17 protein-coding genes are annotated in these 15,064 nt (G+C 69.9%); 4 read left to right on the forward strand and 13 right to left on the reverse strand.

The window, feature by feature from the left end; genetic code table 11:
- Window positions 1-50: 50 nt before the first annotated feature.
- Together PV734_RS35275 and PV734_RS35280 are read left to right on the forward strand one after the other, a co-directional pair.
- Complete coding sequence (locus PV734_RS35275; protein WP_319096073.1) at window positions 51-722, forward strand: TrkA family potassium uptake protein; 672 nt, start codon at window positions 51-53, stop codon at window positions 720-722.
- Window positions 722-1,399 carry a TrkA family potassium uptake protein gene (locus tag PV734_RS35280; RefSeq protein WP_319096072.1) on the forward strand — a complete coding sequence of 226 codons (678 nt, stop codon included), beginning with the start codon at window positions 722-724 and terminating at the stop codon, window positions 1,397-1,399. The genes PV734_RS35275 and PV734_RS35280 overlap by 1 nt, the downstream gene beginning before the upstream one ends.
- 156 nt (window positions 1,400-1,555) lie before the next feature.
- Here the strand turns inward: PV734_RS35280 and PV734_RS35285 are convergent, their stop codons facing one another.
- The 7 genes from PV734_RS35285 to PV734_RS35315 all read right to left on the reverse strand — a co-directional run bounded on the left by PV734_RS35285 (window position 1,556) and on the right by PV734_RS35315 (window position 8,150).
- Window positions 1,556-2,278: a DUF3159 domain-containing protein gene (locus PV734_RS35285; protein WP_319096071.1), complete on the reverse strand. Its 723-nt coding sequence runs from the start codon at window positions 2,276-2,278 to the stop codon at window positions 1,556-1,558.
- A 3-nt stretch (window positions 2,279-2,281) separates the two neighbouring features.
- Window positions 2,282-2,680, reverse strand: a complete 399-nt coding sequence (locus PV734_RS35290; protein WP_319096070.1) for an OB-fold nucleic acid binding domain-containing protein — start codon at window positions 2,678-2,680, stop codon at window positions 2,282-2,284.
- 68 nt (window positions 2,681-2,748) lie between these two features.
- Window positions 2,749-3,432: a response regulator gene (locus PV734_RS35295; protein ID WP_319096069.1), complete on the reverse strand. Its 684-nt coding sequence runs from the start codon at window positions 3,430-3,432 to the stop codon at window positions 2,749-2,751.
- On the reverse strand, window positions 3,429-6,047 hold the full coding sequence (locus PV734_RS35300) for a sensor histidine kinase KdpD (RefSeq protein ID WP_319293510.1): 2,619 nt from the start codon (window positions 6,045-6,047) through the stop codon (window positions 3,429-3,431). The genes PV734_RS35295 and PV734_RS35300 overlap by 4 nt, the downstream gene beginning before the upstream one ends.
- Before the next feature lie 186 nt (window positions 6,048-6,233).
- Window positions 6,234-7,001, reverse strand: a complete 768-nt coding sequence (locus PV734_RS35305) for a DUF3710 domain-containing protein (RefSeq protein ID WP_319096066.1) — start codon at window positions 6,999-7,001, stop codon at window positions 6,234-6,236.
- A 1-nt stretch (window position 7,002) separates the two neighbouring features.
- Entirely contained in the window at window positions 7,003-7,554 is a 552-nt protein-coding gene (dut, locus tag PV734_RS35310; RefSeq protein WP_319293572.1) for a dUTP diphosphatase, read from the reverse strand.
- Window positions 7,555-7,565: 11 nt separating this feature from the next.
- Window positions 7,566-8,150 (reverse strand): PaaI family thioesterase, encoded by a 585-nt coding sequence (locus tag PV734_RS35315; RefSeq protein ID WP_319096064.1) that lies wholly within the window; start codon window positions 8,148-8,150, stop codon window positions 7,566-7,568.
- 58 nt (window positions 8,151-8,208) lie between these two features.
- Between PV734_RS35315 and PV734_RS35320 the strand changes: the two genes are divergently transcribed.
- On the forward strand, window positions 8,209-8,685 hold the full coding sequence (locus PV734_RS35320; protein ID WP_319293513.1) for a DUF3093 domain-containing protein: 477 nt from the start codon (window positions 8,209-8,211) through the stop codon (window positions 8,683-8,685).
- A 110-nt stretch (window positions 8,686-8,795) separates the two neighbouring features.
- On the opposite strand, the gene PV734_RS35325 is transcribed toward PV734_RS35320, so the two are convergent.
- The 4 genes from PV734_RS35325 to PV734_RS35340 form a co-directional block, all read right to left on the reverse strand.
- Window positions 8,796-9,716 (reverse strand): hypothetical protein, encoded by a 921-nt coding sequence (locus tag PV734_RS35325; protein ID WP_319293515.1) that lies wholly within the window; start codon window positions 9,714-9,716, stop codon window positions 8,796-8,798.
- A gap of 13 nt (window positions 9,717-9,729) precedes the next feature.
- Complete coding sequence (locus tag PV734_RS35330; RefSeq protein WP_006380512.1) at window positions 9,730-10,026, reverse strand: DUF4193 domain-containing protein; 297 nt, start codon at window positions 10,024-10,026, stop codon at window positions 9,730-9,732.
- 394 nt (window positions 10,027-10,420) lie between these two features.
- Window positions 10,421-11,668 (reverse strand): HAMP domain-containing sensor histidine kinase, encoded by a 1,248-nt coding sequence (locus PV734_RS35335; protein WP_319096060.1) that lies wholly within the window; start codon window positions 11,666-11,668, stop codon window positions 10,421-10,423.
- Between the two features lie 6 nt (window positions 11,669-11,674).
- Window positions 11,675-12,328, reverse strand: coding sequence for a response regulator transcription factor (locus PV734_RS35340; RefSeq protein ID WP_006380516.1), 654 nt, complete (start codon window positions 12,326-12,328; stop codon window positions 11,675-11,677).
- Window positions 12,329-12,762: 434 nt separating this feature from the next.
- Between PV734_RS35340 and PV734_RS35345 the strand changes: the two genes are divergently transcribed.
- Window positions 12,763-12,936: a hypothetical protein gene (locus tag PV734_RS35345; protein ID WP_179200522.1), complete on the forward strand. Its 174-nt coding sequence runs from the start codon at window positions 12,763-12,765 to the stop codon at window positions 12,934-12,936.
- A 99-nt stretch (window positions 12,937-13,035) separates the two neighbouring features.
- Here the strand turns inward: PV734_RS35345 and PV734_RS35350 are convergent, their stop codons facing one another.
- Window positions 13,036-13,851, reverse strand: coding sequence for an inositol monophosphatase family protein (locus tag PV734_RS35350; protein WP_319096058.1), 816 nt, complete (start codon window positions 13,849-13,851; stop codon window positions 13,036-13,038).
- Window positions 13,852-13,859: 8 nt separating this feature from the next.
- Window positions 13,860-14,987, reverse strand: a complete 1,128-nt coding sequence (locus tag PV734_RS35355) for a ferrochelatase (RefSeq protein ID WP_319096057.1) — start codon at window positions 14,985-14,987, stop codon at window positions 13,860-13,862.
- Window positions 14,988-15,064: the final 77 nt, after the last annotated feature.

Below are 15,064 nucleotides of genomic sequence, written 5' to 3' on the forward strand. Positions count from 1 at the left end.
CAAGCCAGGTCGACAACGGCGGGCCTTGACATCGGATCGGAAGGACGGTCGTGCACATCGTCATCATGGGCTGCGGCAGAGTGGGTTCCGCTCTCGCGCAGACCCTGGAGCAACAGGGGCACACGGTCGCCGTGATCGACCAGGACCCCACCGCCTTCCGACGACTGGGCTCCGGGTTCGGCGGCCGTCGTGTCACCGGAGTCGGCTTCGACCAGGACACCCTGCGCGAGGCGGGCATCGAGGAGGCCGGCGCCTTCGCCGCCGTCTCCAGCGGGGACAACTCGAACATCATCGCCGCCCGGGTGGCCCGCGAGATGTTCGGCATCGAGAACGTCGCGGCCCGCATCTACGACCCCCGCCGCGCAGAGGTCTACCAGCGCCTGGGTATCCCGACCGTCGCCACGGTCCGCTGGACGGCGGACCAGATGCTGCGCAGGCTGCTGCCGTCCGGTGCGGAGCCGCTGTGGCGCGATCCCACCGGGGGCGTCCAGCTCGCGGAGGTGCACGCGTCCTCGGCCTGGGTGGGCCACAAGATCAGCAAGATGCAGGACGAGACCGGCGTGCGTGTCGCCTTCCTCACCCGCCTGGGCGAGGCGGTTCTGCCCACCTCGCAGACGGTTCTGCAGGAGGGCGACCTGGTGCACGTGATGATGCGTACGGACGACGTCGAGAAGGTCGAGGCGTCCTTCGCCGAGGGCCCTGAAGAGGAGGCCGGTCACTGATGAGGGTCGCCATTGCCGGTGCCGGTGCCGTCGGCCGCTCGATCGCGGGCGAGCTGCTGGAGAACGGCCACGAGATCCTGCTGATCGACAAGGCCCCCACGGCCATCTCGGTCGAACGAGTCCCCATGGCGGAATGGCTGCTGGCCGACGCCTGCGAGATCACGTCGTTGGACGAGGCGGCACTGCAGCGCTGCAACGTCGTCATCGCCGCGACGGGAGACGACAAGGTCAACCTGGTCGTGTCCCTCCTCGCGAAGACGGAGTACGGCGTTCCGCGCGTCGTCGCCCGCGTCAACAACCCGAAGAACGAGTGGCTCTTCAACGAGTCCTGGGGCGTGGACGTGGCGGTCTCCACACCCCGTCTGATGTCCGCCCTGGTCGAGGAGGCGGTGAGCGTCGGTGACCTGGTACGCCTGCTCCGCTTCAGCCACGGCGACGCGAACCTCGTGGAACTGACCCTGCCCCCGGAGTCGGCGCTGGCCGGCACCCAGGTCGGCGACGTGGAGTGGCCGGAGGACACGTCCCTGGTGACGATCATCCGCGGCACCCGGGTCCTGACCCCGACCCGGGAGGACTCCCTGGAAGCGGGCGACGAACTCCTGTTCGTAGCCGCCCAGGCGAGGGAGGAAGAGCTGGAGGACCTCCTGTCGGTGCGCAAGGAGGAAGCCCCGAAGTAACTCCCGCTTGCCCCCTCAGCCCGTCCGGCGTCTGAGGACGAGCGCGTCCAGCGCGAAAGGGGGGTCTGGGGGAGGGATGGGACGGGTAGGGGCGGCGGGGGCGAGACAACCAGCGCCCGCCCCCCCACCGCCCCGAATCCGATCGCCCCGGAAGAACTACTCGGGCGAGGAAGCCGCGGCCTTGCGCCGCTCCTCTTCCGCCCGCTCCTCCGCCTCCATCTCGGCGAACACGTCGATCGGCGCCGGCGCCTTCGCCAGGAACACCCATGTGAGCCACACGGCCAGCAGGAACGGCGGGATCTTCAACGCCACCAGGACCCAGCCGAGTGACGCCGTGTCCGCCCACAGGTACAGCGGGAAGAGAATCGCGCACTTGGCGAGCAGGATCAGCCCCCACGCCCAACTGGCCTTCGTGTACGCCTTCTTGCGCCCCGGATTCCGCGTACGCCAGGAGAGGTTCTCCTTGAAGACCGGGCCGAGGATCAGCCCGAGCAGCGGAACACCGAACAGCGTCGTGATGATGTACGCCAGCGCCAGCCCCAGCGTGTAGAACATGCCGGGCAGATAGAAGTTCTTGGCGTTGCCCGTGAACATCGCGAAGAAGACACCGAAGGCGACACCGAACACACCACTGAAGGCGTGCTTGACGGTGTCCTTCATGACGAGGCGCACCACGACCAGGAGCACCGAGACACCGAGGGCCGCGATGGCCGACGAGTGCAGGTCCTTGTTGATCGTGTAGATCGTGACGAAGAGCAGCCCCGGCAGGACCGTCTCGATCATGCCCCGCAGACCGCCGAACGCCTCGAAGAGCGCGGCCTCGGTCACCGCCCTGGAATCGTGCTGGGCGTCTTCGGTCGGCTTGTCGAGCGACGTCACCGGCTACTCCCGTCCGAGGGGTCTCAGTTCGTATTTCGGATTGAACAGCACACGGCGGCCCCGGCTCATCGAGATCCGCCCCGACGCGATCAGCTTGCGTCCCGGCTCTATCCCGACGATGGAGCGTCTGCCGAGCCACACCACGTCCAGCGCGGCCGAGCCGTCGAACAGCTCGGCCTCCAGGGCCGGAACCCCGGCTCTCGGCCGCAGCGTGACCGTGCGCAAGGTACCAGTAACCGTCACCACCTGTCGGTCGTGGCAGTCACCGATGCGCGTACAGCCCGCGGTCGCGGTGTCCTCGCGCAGTTCCTCGGACTCCAGATCCTCCTGGGACGAGGAGAGCCGGTCGAACATGCGCCGGAACCGGCCCACCGGCTTCTCGGAACGAGGAACAGCACTCATACCTGAAGCGTACCGGCGCCCACCGACACCGACGTACCCCGGGAACCTTCGTCTACCCGGGAACGGCCCTACCGCTCGAACCGGTATCCCATCCCGGGTTCGGTGATGAAGTGCTTCGGATGCGAGGGATCCGCCTCCAGCTTGCGCCGCAGCTGCGCCATGTACACGCGCAGATAGTTGGTCTCCGTCCCGTACGAGGGCCCCCACACCTCCTGGAGCAGCTGTTTCTGGCTGACCAGCCGGCCCGTGTTGCGCACGAGCACCTCCAGCAGATGCCACTCCGTGGGAGTCAGCCGTACGTCGCGCCCCGCGCGGTGGACCTTTTTCGCGGCCAGGTCGACGGTGAACTCGTCGGTCTCCACCATGACGTCGTCCTCGCCGCTTCCCGTGGGCTCGGCCCGGCGGACGGCGGCCCTGAGCCGGGCCAGCAGTTCGTCCATGCCGAAGGGCTTGGTGACGTAGTCGTCGGCGCCCGCGTCGAGCGCCTCGACCTTCTCGTCGGACGAGTGACGGGCCGACAGCACCAGGATGGGCACCCGTGTCCACCCCCGGAGGCCCTTGATCACCTCGACACCGTCCATGTCGGGCAGTCCCAGGTCGAGCACGACCACATCGGGGTGACGGGCGGCGGCGAGTTCGAGGGCGGTGGCACCGTCGGGGGCCGCGTCGACCTCGTACTTGCGTGCCTTGAGGTTGATCACGAGGGCACGCACGATCTGCGGCTCGTCCTCGACCACCAGCACCCGGGTCATGACACCTGCCTCTCCGACTCCACCGGCACCGCCGACCCCGCTGACACTTCTGTTCCCACTTCCCCCGCCCCCGTTCCACCACCGGGCAACCGCCCAGCCCCGTCGTCGCTCCCTGTCCCCATCCTCGCCGCCCGCACCGTGAGCACCATGCTGAGCCCGCCCCCAGGCGTGTCCTCGGCCCGCAGGGTGCCGCCCATCGCCTCGGCGAACCCCCGGGCCACCGCGAGCCCGAGCCCCACCCCGGCCCCGCGCGGAGCGTCCCCGTACCGCTGGAAGGGCGCGAAGATACGGTCCTTCGCCTCGTCCGGCACGCCCGGCCCCCGGTCCACCACCCGGACCTCCACCCGCTCGGCGATCGCGCTGGCGGCCACCAGCACCGTCTCCCCGTCCGGGCTGTACTTGACGGCGTTCTCGACCAGGTTGGCCACCGACCGTTCCAGCAACCCCGGGTCGACGGCGACCATCGGCAGGGTCTCGGGAATGTCCAGCTCGACACTGTCCTCGGGTACGCCGCCCAGTGCCATCGGCACCACCTCGTCGAGGTCGATCTCCCTGATCAGCGGGGTGACGGTGCCGGTCTGGAGCCGGGACATGTCCAGCAGGTTGCCCACGAGGTGGTCGAGCCGGTCGGCGCCGTCCTCGATGCCGGCCAGCAGCTCGGCCCTGTCCTCCTCGGACCACTCCACGTCGTCCGACCGCAGCGACGAGACCGCCGCCTTGATCCCGGCCAGCGGCGTACGGAGGTCATGGCTGACGGCGGCGAGCAGTGCCGTGCGGATGCGGTTGCCCTCGGCGAGGGTACGGGCCTGGTCGGCCTGGGACTGAAGGCGCCGGCGGTCCAGCACCACGGCCGCCTGGGCGGCGAACGCGGCCAGCACGCGCCGGTCGGCGGCGGGCAGGACCCGGCCGGACAACGCGAGCGCCATGTGGTCACCGACCGGCAGGTCCACGTCGGCGTCCTCCGGCCGCGCCACCGCCTGACGTGGGCCGACACTGCCCGCGCAGGTCCACGGATCGACGTCTGAGGCACGCTCCAGCAGGGCCACGGAGTCCATCCCGAAGGTCTCCCTGACCCGGTCGAGGAGCGCCTCCAGGCTGGTCTCGCCGCGCAGGACGCTGCCCGCGAGGAAGGAGAGGATCTCCGACTCCGCCCGTAGCCGGGCCGCCTGGTGTGTGCGCCGGGCGGCCAGATCCACCACGGACGCCACCGACACGGCGACCCCGAAGAAGATCACGAGCGCGACGATGTTCTTCGGGTTGGCGATGGTCAGCCGGTGGTAGGGCGGCGTGTAGTAGTAGTTCAGCAGCAGCGAGCCGACCGCCGCCGAGGCCAGCGCCGGGTAGAGGCCGCCGAGCAGGGCCGCCGCCACCGTGAGCGCCAGGAACAGCAGCATGTCGTTGGCGAGGCCGAGGTCGACGGCGTTCAGCAGCAGCGCGAGGCACACCGGACCCGCGACGCCGACCAGCCAGCCCCAGATGATCCGCGACCGCCCGAGCCGGGCTCCCCGGGCCACGGGCAGCCCGCGTCCCTTGCCTGCCTCGTCGTGGGTGATCAGATGGACGTCGAGGTCGGGCCCCGAGTCCCGGGCCACGGTCGCGCCGACCCCGGGTCCGAAGACGTACTGCCAGGTCTTGCGCCGGGAGACGCCCAGCACGATCTGCGTGGCGTTCACGCCCCGCGCGAAGTCCAGCAGGGCCGCCGGGACATCGTCCCCGACCACATGATGAAACGTTCCGCCTAGGTCCTCGGCCAGCGTGCGCTGGACGGCGAGCTCCTTGGGGGAGGCGTTGGTCAGACCGTCACTGCGGGCGACGTAGACGGCCATGACCTCGCCGCCGGCGCCCTTCTCCGCGAGCCGTGCGGCCCGCCGGATCAGCGTGCGGCCCTCGGGTCCGCCGGTCAGTCCGACCACGATCCGCTCGCGCGACCCCCAGATCCTGGAGACCTGGTGCTCACTGCGGTACTCGGTCAGATACTCGTCGACCCGGTCCGCCACCCACAGCAGCGCCAGTTCCCGCAGCGCGGTCAGGTTCCCGGGCCGGAAGTAGTTGGCGAGAGCCGCGTCGACCTTGTCGGACTTGTAGATGTTGCCGTGGGCCATCCGTCGCCGCAACGCCTGCGGGGACATGTCGACCAGCTCGATCTGATCCGCGCGCCGGACCACCTCGTCGGGAACGGTCTCCTGCTGCCGTACACCGGTGATCGACTCGACCACATCGCCCAACGACTCCAGATGCTGGATGTTGACGGTCGATATCACGTCGATGCCGGCGGCCAGCAGCTCTTGCACGTCCTGCCAGCGCTTGGTGTTGCGCGAGCCGGGAATGTTGGTGTGCGGCAGTTCGTCCACCAGGGCGATCTGCGGCCGACGGGCGAGCACGGCGTCAACGTCCATCTCGGTGAACACGGCTCCGCGGTAGGGCAGCTCCTTGCGGGGGATCTGCTCCAGCCCGTGGAGCATCACCTCCGTACGCGTCCGGCCGTGGTGCTCCACGAAGGCGACCACACAGTCCGTCCCCCGCTCGACACGGCGGTGCGCCTCGGACAGCATCGCGTACGTCTTGCCGACGCCCGGTGCCGCACCGAGGTAGATCCGAAGCTTGCCGCGTCCCATGGCCTCATTGTCTTCCCGTGCACGCCGAGTGCGCAGCGTCGACCCTACGTCCAGCGATGTCGGCCAAAGGGACGAGAAGCAGGCCGGAGCGGCTCTTTGACGCAACCCTGACGCGCCGGTGAACCGAGCACGGGCCGCACTCCTCGGTGAGGAGTGCGGCCCGTGCCGGGAAATCAGCCGTTGCGGCTAACGAACCTCGGTGATCTCCGGTCCGCGCTGCAGCTGGCCCATGCCCCCGCCGAAGCGGGAACCGGACTGCTCCTCCTGCTGGACGCCCTCGGGCACCATCTGGGCGTCGTTCGGCAGCTTCAGGACGATCGGGTCGCGAGGCGCCATGGGTCCCTCGCCACGGACGACGACCGTGTCCCTGAAGATCTGCTCCAGCAGACCGGCGGCCTGCGGCTGGACGGCACCCTGACCGGAGATGACCCCACGCAGGAACCACCGCGGACCGTCCACACCGACGAACCGCACGACCTGGAAACCGCCTGTGCCGTCCGGCAGTTGCACCGGCACCTGCGCTCGCAGCTCCCAGCCCAGCGGCCCCTCGACCTCGTCGACGATGCCACCCTGCTGGGTGATGCCGCTGGCGATCTCCTCGCGCACCTCGCCCCAGATGCCCTCGCGCTTGGGCGCGGCGAAGGCCTGGAGCTGCACGGCGCTGTCGCGCAGCACGACGGTCGCCGCGACGATCGCGTCACCCGCGACCTCCACCCGCAGTTCCATGCCGTCGACCCCGGGCACGAACAGTCCGCCCAGGTCGACCCGGCCCTCGCCGGGCTCGCGCACCTCGGTGTCGTCCCAGGGTCCGTCGGGACGCGGCTCCGGCTCCAGCCGGACGCGCGTACGCGAACCAGCCGCTTCGTCCGCCTCAGTGTCGACGCTGTCGACGACCTGCTCGGCCTCGCCGGCCGCGTCCTCGGCGGCACCCTTCTTCTTGCGACGTCCGAACACGTCACTGTCCTTCCCGGTCGGATACGACCGAAGCGTATCGATTCCCACCCGTTGTGCCGCCTACCGCGGCCTGACCGCTGTGACCGCTCGCACCGCCCACCGAGGCGTGACCGCCGGTGGACCCGAAGCCCCCCTCGGCCCGCGCCGAGCCGGGAAGTTCCGCGACCTCCCGGAAGCGGACCTTCTCGACCTGCTGGACGACCAGTTGGGCAATCCTGTCGAAGCGCTCGAATCGCACGGGTTCGTGCGGGTCGAGATTCACCACGATCACCTTGATCTCCCCACGGTACCCGGCATCAACCGTCCCCGGGGCATTCACCAGAGCGACACCGCACCGGGCCGCCAGCCCCGAACGGGGGTGCACGAAGGCCGCGTACCCCTCCGGGAGGGCGACAGACACCCCGGTCGGAAGAACAGCCCGTTCGCCGGGCGCCAGTTCGCACCCCTCCGTCGTCCGCAGATCTGCCCCGGCGTCGCCCGGCTGCGCATACGCCGGAAGCGGTACGTCCGGATCGACGCGGCGGACGAGGACGTCCAGGGGCTCACGGCCCACGGGTGCGGGGCTCACGGGTTCACCTCGAATGCGCGGGCGCGCCGGACCTGGTCCGGGTCGCTCATGGCGGCCCGGATCTCCTCCGGGCGGCCGTTGTCGATGAAGTGGTCGACCTTGACCTCGATGAAGAGGGCCTGGGCGCGCACCGCGACGGGCCCGTCGGGGCCGCCGATGCGTCCGATGGCGGTCGAGTAGATCTTGCGCCGCGCCACGGCCGTGACCTCGGCCTCCAGGTGCAGCAGGGTGTCGACGGGGACGGGCCGGACGAACTCGGTCTCCAGTCGTCCGGTCACGGCGATGGTGCGCAGCAGCCAGTTCAGCGAGCCGAGGGTCTCGTCCAGGGCGCTGGCGAGCACACCGCCGTGGGCGAGGCCGGGGGCACCCTGGTGGGCGGCCCGCACGGTGAACTCGGCGGTGACCGTCACCCCGTCTCCGGCCCGGGCCGCGAGGTGCAGTCCGTGGGTCTGCCCACCACCACATCCGAAACACTGTTCGTAGTGGGCACCGAGCAGCTCTCCGGGCGCGGGCGCGTCCGGGTGCCGCACGGGCGCCACTGCGTCGGCGGGGGGCTGCAGAGCTGCTGAAGGACCACTCACAGCCGCAGACCTTACCCGCGAGTCGGCCTTCGACCGACACCATGCCAAGCTTGGCTCCATGCAGCTTTCCGCCTCCCCCTACGAAGAACGCCTCACGGCCCCGCGCTCCTGGTGGCTGATCTCGTTCCTGGTGGGCGTCTCCTTCGCCCTGATCCTGCTCCCGTTCGGCACGCTGCCCCTGCTCGGCGGCCTGGTGGGTGGCACGGCCGTGGCCGCGGTGGCGGCGAGCTCGTACGGTTCGATCCGGATCCGGGTCGTGGGGGACTCGTTGATCGCCGGAGAGGCGAGGATCCCGGTGGCGGCCCTGGGCGAGGCGGAGATCCTGGACGCCGAGGAGGCCCGCGCCTGGCGCACGTACAAGGCCGACACCCGCGCCTTCATGCTCCTGCGCGCCTACATCCCCACGGCGCTGCGCGTCCAGGTCACGGACCCGAAGGACCCCACCCCGTACCTGTATCTGTCGACGCGGGAGCCCGAACAGCTGGTCGCCGCCCTGGAATCGGCGCGGGCCGCGGCCGTGCGCGACGCGGGCTGAAACGGGCGGAACCGCGGTTCGGCGGGCGTCGGCAAATTCTTCCTCGACGGCGGGCAAAGACTTGCCCGCCATGCCTGTACCCGTAGTTGTCCGCGCCCCCTGTGACGCCTCTACGTCCCGAGTTCCTTCGGCGCGTCCCCGAGGTTCAGCGCGTCGGTGGGCGGCTCCAGCGGGGGCAGTTCCGGGAGTTGCTCCCAGGGGACCTGGAATCTGCGCAGGTCCTTGCGGATGCGGTCCGCGAGTCTTCTGGTGTCGCGCCGGTTCATGACCGCGCCGACGGCGGCGCCCACCATGAACGGCATCAGGTTGGGCAGGTCGCGGACCATCCGCTTCATGATCTGCTGGCGCAGTTCGCGCTTCATCTGGCCGCCGAGGGCCGAGTTGATCGTCGACGGCTTCGTCACGTCGATCCCGCGCTCACCCGACCACGAGTTCAGGTAGGCGGTACTGCGCTGTTTGAGACCGCCCGGCGGTCGTGCGCCGTAGACCTCGTGGAGTTCGGCGATCATTTTCAGCTCGATCGCGGCCACACCGGTGATCTCGGCGGCCAGTTCGGTCGGCATGGCCGGTGGCACCGGCAGCATCGCCGCCGCGCCGATGCCCGCGCCGACGGTCGCCGTGGCGCTCGCGGCGCCCGCGACGAGCTTGTCCGCGAGTTGCTCGGGCCCGAGGCCCGGGAACTGGCGGCGGAGGGTGGCGAGGTCGCGTACGGGGATACGTGGGGCGTTCTCGATGATCCGGTCGGTGAGGTAGGCCAGACCCGCTCTCGCGCGGCTGCCGCCCTTGCGGACGCCTTCTCTGGCCTTCTGGATCGCGGCCGTCCGTCGCCCGGCGACGGGTGCGGAAGGCTCGGCCGGCACCGGGAGGTCATCCCCGTGGTCGGCCGGCCCGGCGGCCGGTTCGAGCGAGGCCGATCCTGTTACGGATGAGCCCCGCTCGTCGTCACGCACACCATGAGGGCCGTTCTGCGGCCCCTGGTCCGCTCCCCGCGAGGGGAAGCGGCGCTTCCAAGGAGGGGTCGAGCCAGTCACGGCCGACCCTGCCTCAGTCGCAGTCGCGGCAGATCGGCTGACCGTTCTTCTCGCGGGCCAGCTGACTGCGGTGGTGCACCAGGAAGCAGGTCATGCAAGTGAACTCGTCCTGCTGCTTGGGCAGCACCCGGACGGCCAACTCCTCGTTCGAGAGGTCCGCTCCGGGCAGTTCGAGGCCTTCGGCGGCCTCGAATTCGTCGACGTCCACGGAGGAGGTCGACTTGTCGTTCCTCCTGGCCTTCAGTTCTTCAAGGCTGTCCGAGTCAACGTCGTCGTCGGTCTTGCGTGGGGTGTCGTAATCCGTTGCCATGTCGCGCTCTCCCCCTCTGGGTGTCTGCGGTGTCTCAGCGCAGGTAACGCGTGAGAGGCCGGACTTGTGCCCGACCTGAGGCGGAGATTTTGCCTCACATCAAGGTCTGTTACTGAATCGACACCCAACCGACCCCCTTGGGAGAGATCGGCGTGGATGGCGATCGGGACCGTACACGGTCCGAATGCCGCACTTCAAAGGCGCCCCACCGTGTACTTCCCGTGATCAAGACCCCCGAAAACCCGGATCTACCGGGCCTTACGGCGACTTGCATGATCACGGTGAGTGGATGGCGGGAAATTCGCCCTTGTGATCGATCACACACGAGGGTGCGGGGAGGGTACCCCGAAAATTCCGCGCAAAGCGAACATCCTCGCGTGTCGGCGACATGATCTCAGATCGGCAGGGCGACTCGCATCACGAGCCCACCCCCCTCCCGTGGCTGGGCCGAGATGTGACCGCCGTGAGCGCGCGCCACAGAGCGCGCGATGGACAGTCCCAGGCCCACACCCTTGTCGCTGCCCGTACGCTCGGTACGCAGCCGCCTGAAGGGCTCGAAGAGGTTGTCGATCTCGTACGCGGGGACCACGGGACCCGTGTTCGAGACCACCAGCACCGCCTGCCCGTGCTGGACCTCGGTAATCACCTCGACCCAGCCGTCCTCCGGCACGTTGTACCGGACCGCGTTCTGTACGAGGTTGAGCGCGATCCGCTCCAGCAGCACGCCGTTGCCCTGGACGACCGCGGGATCCCGCTTCCCGCGGAACTCGACCCCCTTGGCCTCGGCCTCGGCATGCGTCTGGTCGACGGCCTGCGTGGCGACCTCGGCGAGGTCCACCGGCTTGCGCTCGACGATCTGGTTGTCGCTGCGGGCGAGCAGCAGCAGTCCTTCGACGAGCTGCTCACTGCGTTCGTTGGTGGCCAGCAGCGTCTTGCCGAGCTGCTGGAGCTCCGGCGGCGCCGCCGGGTCCGACAGATGCACCTCCAGGAGTGTGCGATTGATCGCCAACGGCGTCCTCAGCTCGTGCGACGCGTTGCCGACGAACCTCTGCTGGGCGGTGAAGGCCCGCTGCAGACGCTCCAGCATGTCGTCGAGGGTGTCCGCCAGCTCCTTCAGCTCGTCGTCGGGGCCGTCCAGTTCGATCCTTCGGGACAGGTCCGAGCCGGCCACCGCGCGGGCGGTGCGGGTGATCCGGCCGAGCGGCGTCAGGACCCGGCCGGCCATGGCGTAGCCGAAGGCGAAGGCGATCACGGCGAGGCCCAGCAGGGTGAGCAGGGAGCGGCTGAGCAGGCCGTCCAGGGCGTGCTGGCGCAGGGTGTCGCTGCACGCCTTGAGGGCGGCGGTGCGCTCCTCGTCGGTGGTCGCGACGTTCAGCACCGGGCACGTGTCACTGGTGATCTTGATGTTGCTACTGCTGCTGATCTGGAAGGACTGGCTGCCGCTGCCCTCACGGATCGCCTGGGCGGCCAGCAGATAGATGATCGACAGCAGCAGGATGCCGGCGATCAGGAACATGCCACCGTAGAGCAGCGTGAGGCGTATGCGGATGGTCGGACGCAGCCAGGGCAACGGCAGCTGCGGCTTCCTCGGGTCCCAGGTGGGCTTCGGAGGCGCTTGCGGGGGCGCGGGTGTCGTGGCCATCGGAGATCAGATCCGGTAGCCGGAACCCGGCACGGTGACGATCACGGGAGGCTCGCCCAGCTTGCGGCGCAGGGTCATCACGGTCACGCGTACGACGTTGGTGAACGGGTCGGTGTTCTCGTCCCAGGCCTTCTCCAGGAGCTGCTCGGCGGAGACGACCGCGCCCTCGCTGCGCAGCAGCACCTCCAGGACGGCGAACTCCTTGGGCGCGAGCTGGACTTCCTTGCCGTCGCGGAAGACCTCGCGGCGGTTCGGGTCGAGCTTGATCCCGGCGCGCTCCAGGACGGGCGGCAGCGGCAGGCTCGTACGCCGACCGAGGGCACGCACGCGTGCCGTCAGCTCGCTGAAGGCAAACGGCTTCGGGAGGTAGTCGTCGGCGCCGATCTCCAGGCCCTCGACCCGGTCACTGACGTCTCCGGAGGCCGTGAGCATCAGCACGCGTGTGGGCATGCCGAGTTCGACGATCTTGCGGCAGACGTCGTCGCCGTGCACCAGCGGAAGGTCCCGGTCAAGGACGACCACGTCGTAGTCGTTGACGCCGATGCGTTCCAGGGCCGCCGCGCCGTCGTACACGACGTCGACGGCCATGGCCTCCCGGCGGAGTCCGGTGGCCACCGCATCGGCGAGCAGTTGCTCGTCCTCGACGACGAGTACGCGCACGTCGTTTGTCCTTCCTCGGGGTCGCCCGCGGGCCGGGACGGCACGTTGGCGGAAACTTTTCCTGCGGTCAGGCCCCCATCCTGCCGCTTTGGTCCGTAAACCGGTTGTAAGAGGCCCTTGGACGATCGGGACATGGCACCTTCCCGGCCGATCCGAGCCGCTCCCGCGACGGCGGCGGGAAGAATTCTTGGCGGGTTGAGGTTTCCTCCGCGAGGAGCGGGGGGAGGACGGCTTTACACCCCGCGATCACGCTCTGCGTGTGCCATGACACCTAGTGGCACAACGAACCGCTTTCCGCAGAGCGGGCGTGGGTGTCCGGCACCGTCGCCGCCCGGCAGGGCAGCGCTGGGCACCCAGTTGGAGACGTGATCGCCCCTTCCGAATCGGCACACCCCCGTGCCATCGACCCACGACCCAGGACGAGGGGGCGCAGCATGGACGCATTCACCGCAGGACTTCAGCAGCGCATAAGGGCGACCGAGACCGACCTGACGCGGGCTCGCGACGAGGGCGACGACTTCCTCGTCGAGGTGGAACAGGCCGAACTCGACGACCTGCGCCGCCTTGCCGCCGAACACGGTGTGGAGGTCGGCGCGGCCAGCGTCTGATTCAGTCCGCAGGAAATGGTGAGAAGAGGGGCCCCGGCATCGATCCAGTGCCGGGGCTCCTTCTCTTTTCGTCAGTCGTGTTTCCGCCGTCGTGTTTCCTCAGTCGTGCCAGGCGCCGAAGTCCTCCAGGAGGCGCTGGAGGGGTTCGAAGACCCCGGGGGTGCCCGCGACCGTCAGATCGCGTGACGGGCGCTCTCCGGGGCGTCCACCGGTCAGCGCGCCCGCCTCTCGGGCGATCAGGTCGCCCGCGGCGACGTCCCAGGCGTTGAGGCCCCGTTCGTAGTAGCCGTCCAGGCGGCCGGACGCCACGTCGCACAGGTCGACCGCCGCGGAGCCGCCGCGCCGGATGTCGCGCAGCAACGGGATCAGTCGCCGGGCCACCTCGGCCTGGTGGGCCTTGACCTCGGCGACGTAGTTGAAGCCCGTCGACACCAGTGCCTGGTCCAGTGGCGGGGCCGGGCGGACGGCGAGCCGGCGCTCGCCCTCCCAGGCCCCGGTCGCCCAGGCTCCCCCGTCGCGCACCGCGTGGTACGTCTCGCCGCGCATCGGCGCCGCGACCACGCCGACGACCCGCTCGCCGTCCTGCTCGGCGGCGATGGAGACGGCCCAAGTGGGCAACCCGTAGAGGTAGTTGACCGTGCCGTCGAGCGGGTCGATGACCCACCGGATGCCACTGGTGCCCTCGCTCGACGCACCCTCCTCGCCGAGGAAACCGTCGTCCGGGCGCTGCTCGGAGATCACGTCGGTGATCAGCTTCTCCGCCGCGATGTCCATCTCCGTGACGACGTCGATGGGGCTGGACTTGGTGGCGGCGACCGCGAGATCGGCCGGCCGGCCGTCCCGGAGCAGCTCTCCCGCGCGGCGGGCCGCCTCCTGGGCGAGCCGGAGCAGTTCGGGCAGCAGGGGGTCGGTCACAGGAGTCCTCACGCGTACGGGCTGTCGGCGCCCGCGGCGGCGGGCCTGGGGGCACGGGACGGGCAGCAGCCCACGGGGCAGAAGTTCCGGGTGGCGCCGAGCGTACCCAGGGCGCACGGGGTGATGTCCTGGCCGTTCTCGGTGGCGGCACGCTCCAGGACGAGTTCACGGATCGCCGCGGCGAAGCGCGGGTCGGCGCCCACCGTCGCGGAGCGGCGCATGGGCAGGCCCAGCTCCGCCGCCTTCGCCATGGCCTCCGTGTCGAGGTCGTACAGGACCTCCATGTGGTCCGACACGAACCCGATCGGCGCGATCACGACAGCCGGGACACCGGCACCGTGCAGGTCCTCCAGGTGGTCGCAGATGTCGGGTTCCAGCCACGGGATGTGCGGGGCACCCGAACGCGACTGGTAGACGAGCCGCCACGGGTGGTCGACGCCGGTACGCTCGCGCACGGCGTCCGCGATCAGCCGCGCGGTGTCCAGGTGCTGCTTCATGTACGCCCCGCCGTCCCCGTGGTCCTCGACGGGCCCGGAGGTGTCGGCGGACGCGGTCGGGATGGAGTGGGTCGAGAAGGCGAGGTGCGCGCCGTCCCTGACGTCCTCGGGGAGGTCGGCGAGGGAGGTGAGCACGCCCTCGATCATGGGCTCCAGGAAGCCCGGGTGGTTGAAGTAGTGCCGCAGCTTGTCGACCTCGGGCAGGTCGAGGCCCTCGCTCTCCAGGGCGGCCAGGGAGTCCGCGAGGTTCTCGCGGTACTGACGGCAGCCCGAGTACGAGGCGTACGCGCTGGTGGCGAGGACGAGGATGCGGCGTCTGCCGTCCTGGACCATCTCGCGCAGGGTGTCGGTCAGATACGGGGCCCAGTTGCGATTGCCCCAGTAGACCGGCAGATCCAGCCCGTGGTCCGCGAAGTCCTTGCGCAGGGCGTCCAGGAGGGCGCGGTTCTGGTCGTTGATCGGGCTGACCCCGCCGAACAGGAAGTAGTGCTGTCCGACTTCCTTGAGGCGTTCCTTGGGGATGCCCCGCCCGCGGGTCACGTTCTCCAGGAACGGAACCACGTCGTCCGGGCCCTCGGGGCCGCCGAAGGAGAGCAGGAGCAGGGCGTCGTAGGGGGTGGCGTCGAGCGCATCTCGCATGGTTCCGATCCTGCCACCCCCCTCTGACAGCCGGGATCCCGGCCCGTCCCCGCAGGTGCGTGCGGATCGCCCGACCC

The organism is Streptomyces sp. AK08-02 (genome assembly GCF_033795085.1).
Taxonomy (GTDB): Bacteria; Actinomycetota; Actinomycetes; order Streptomycetales; family Streptomycetaceae; genus Streptomyces; species Streptomyces echiniscabiei.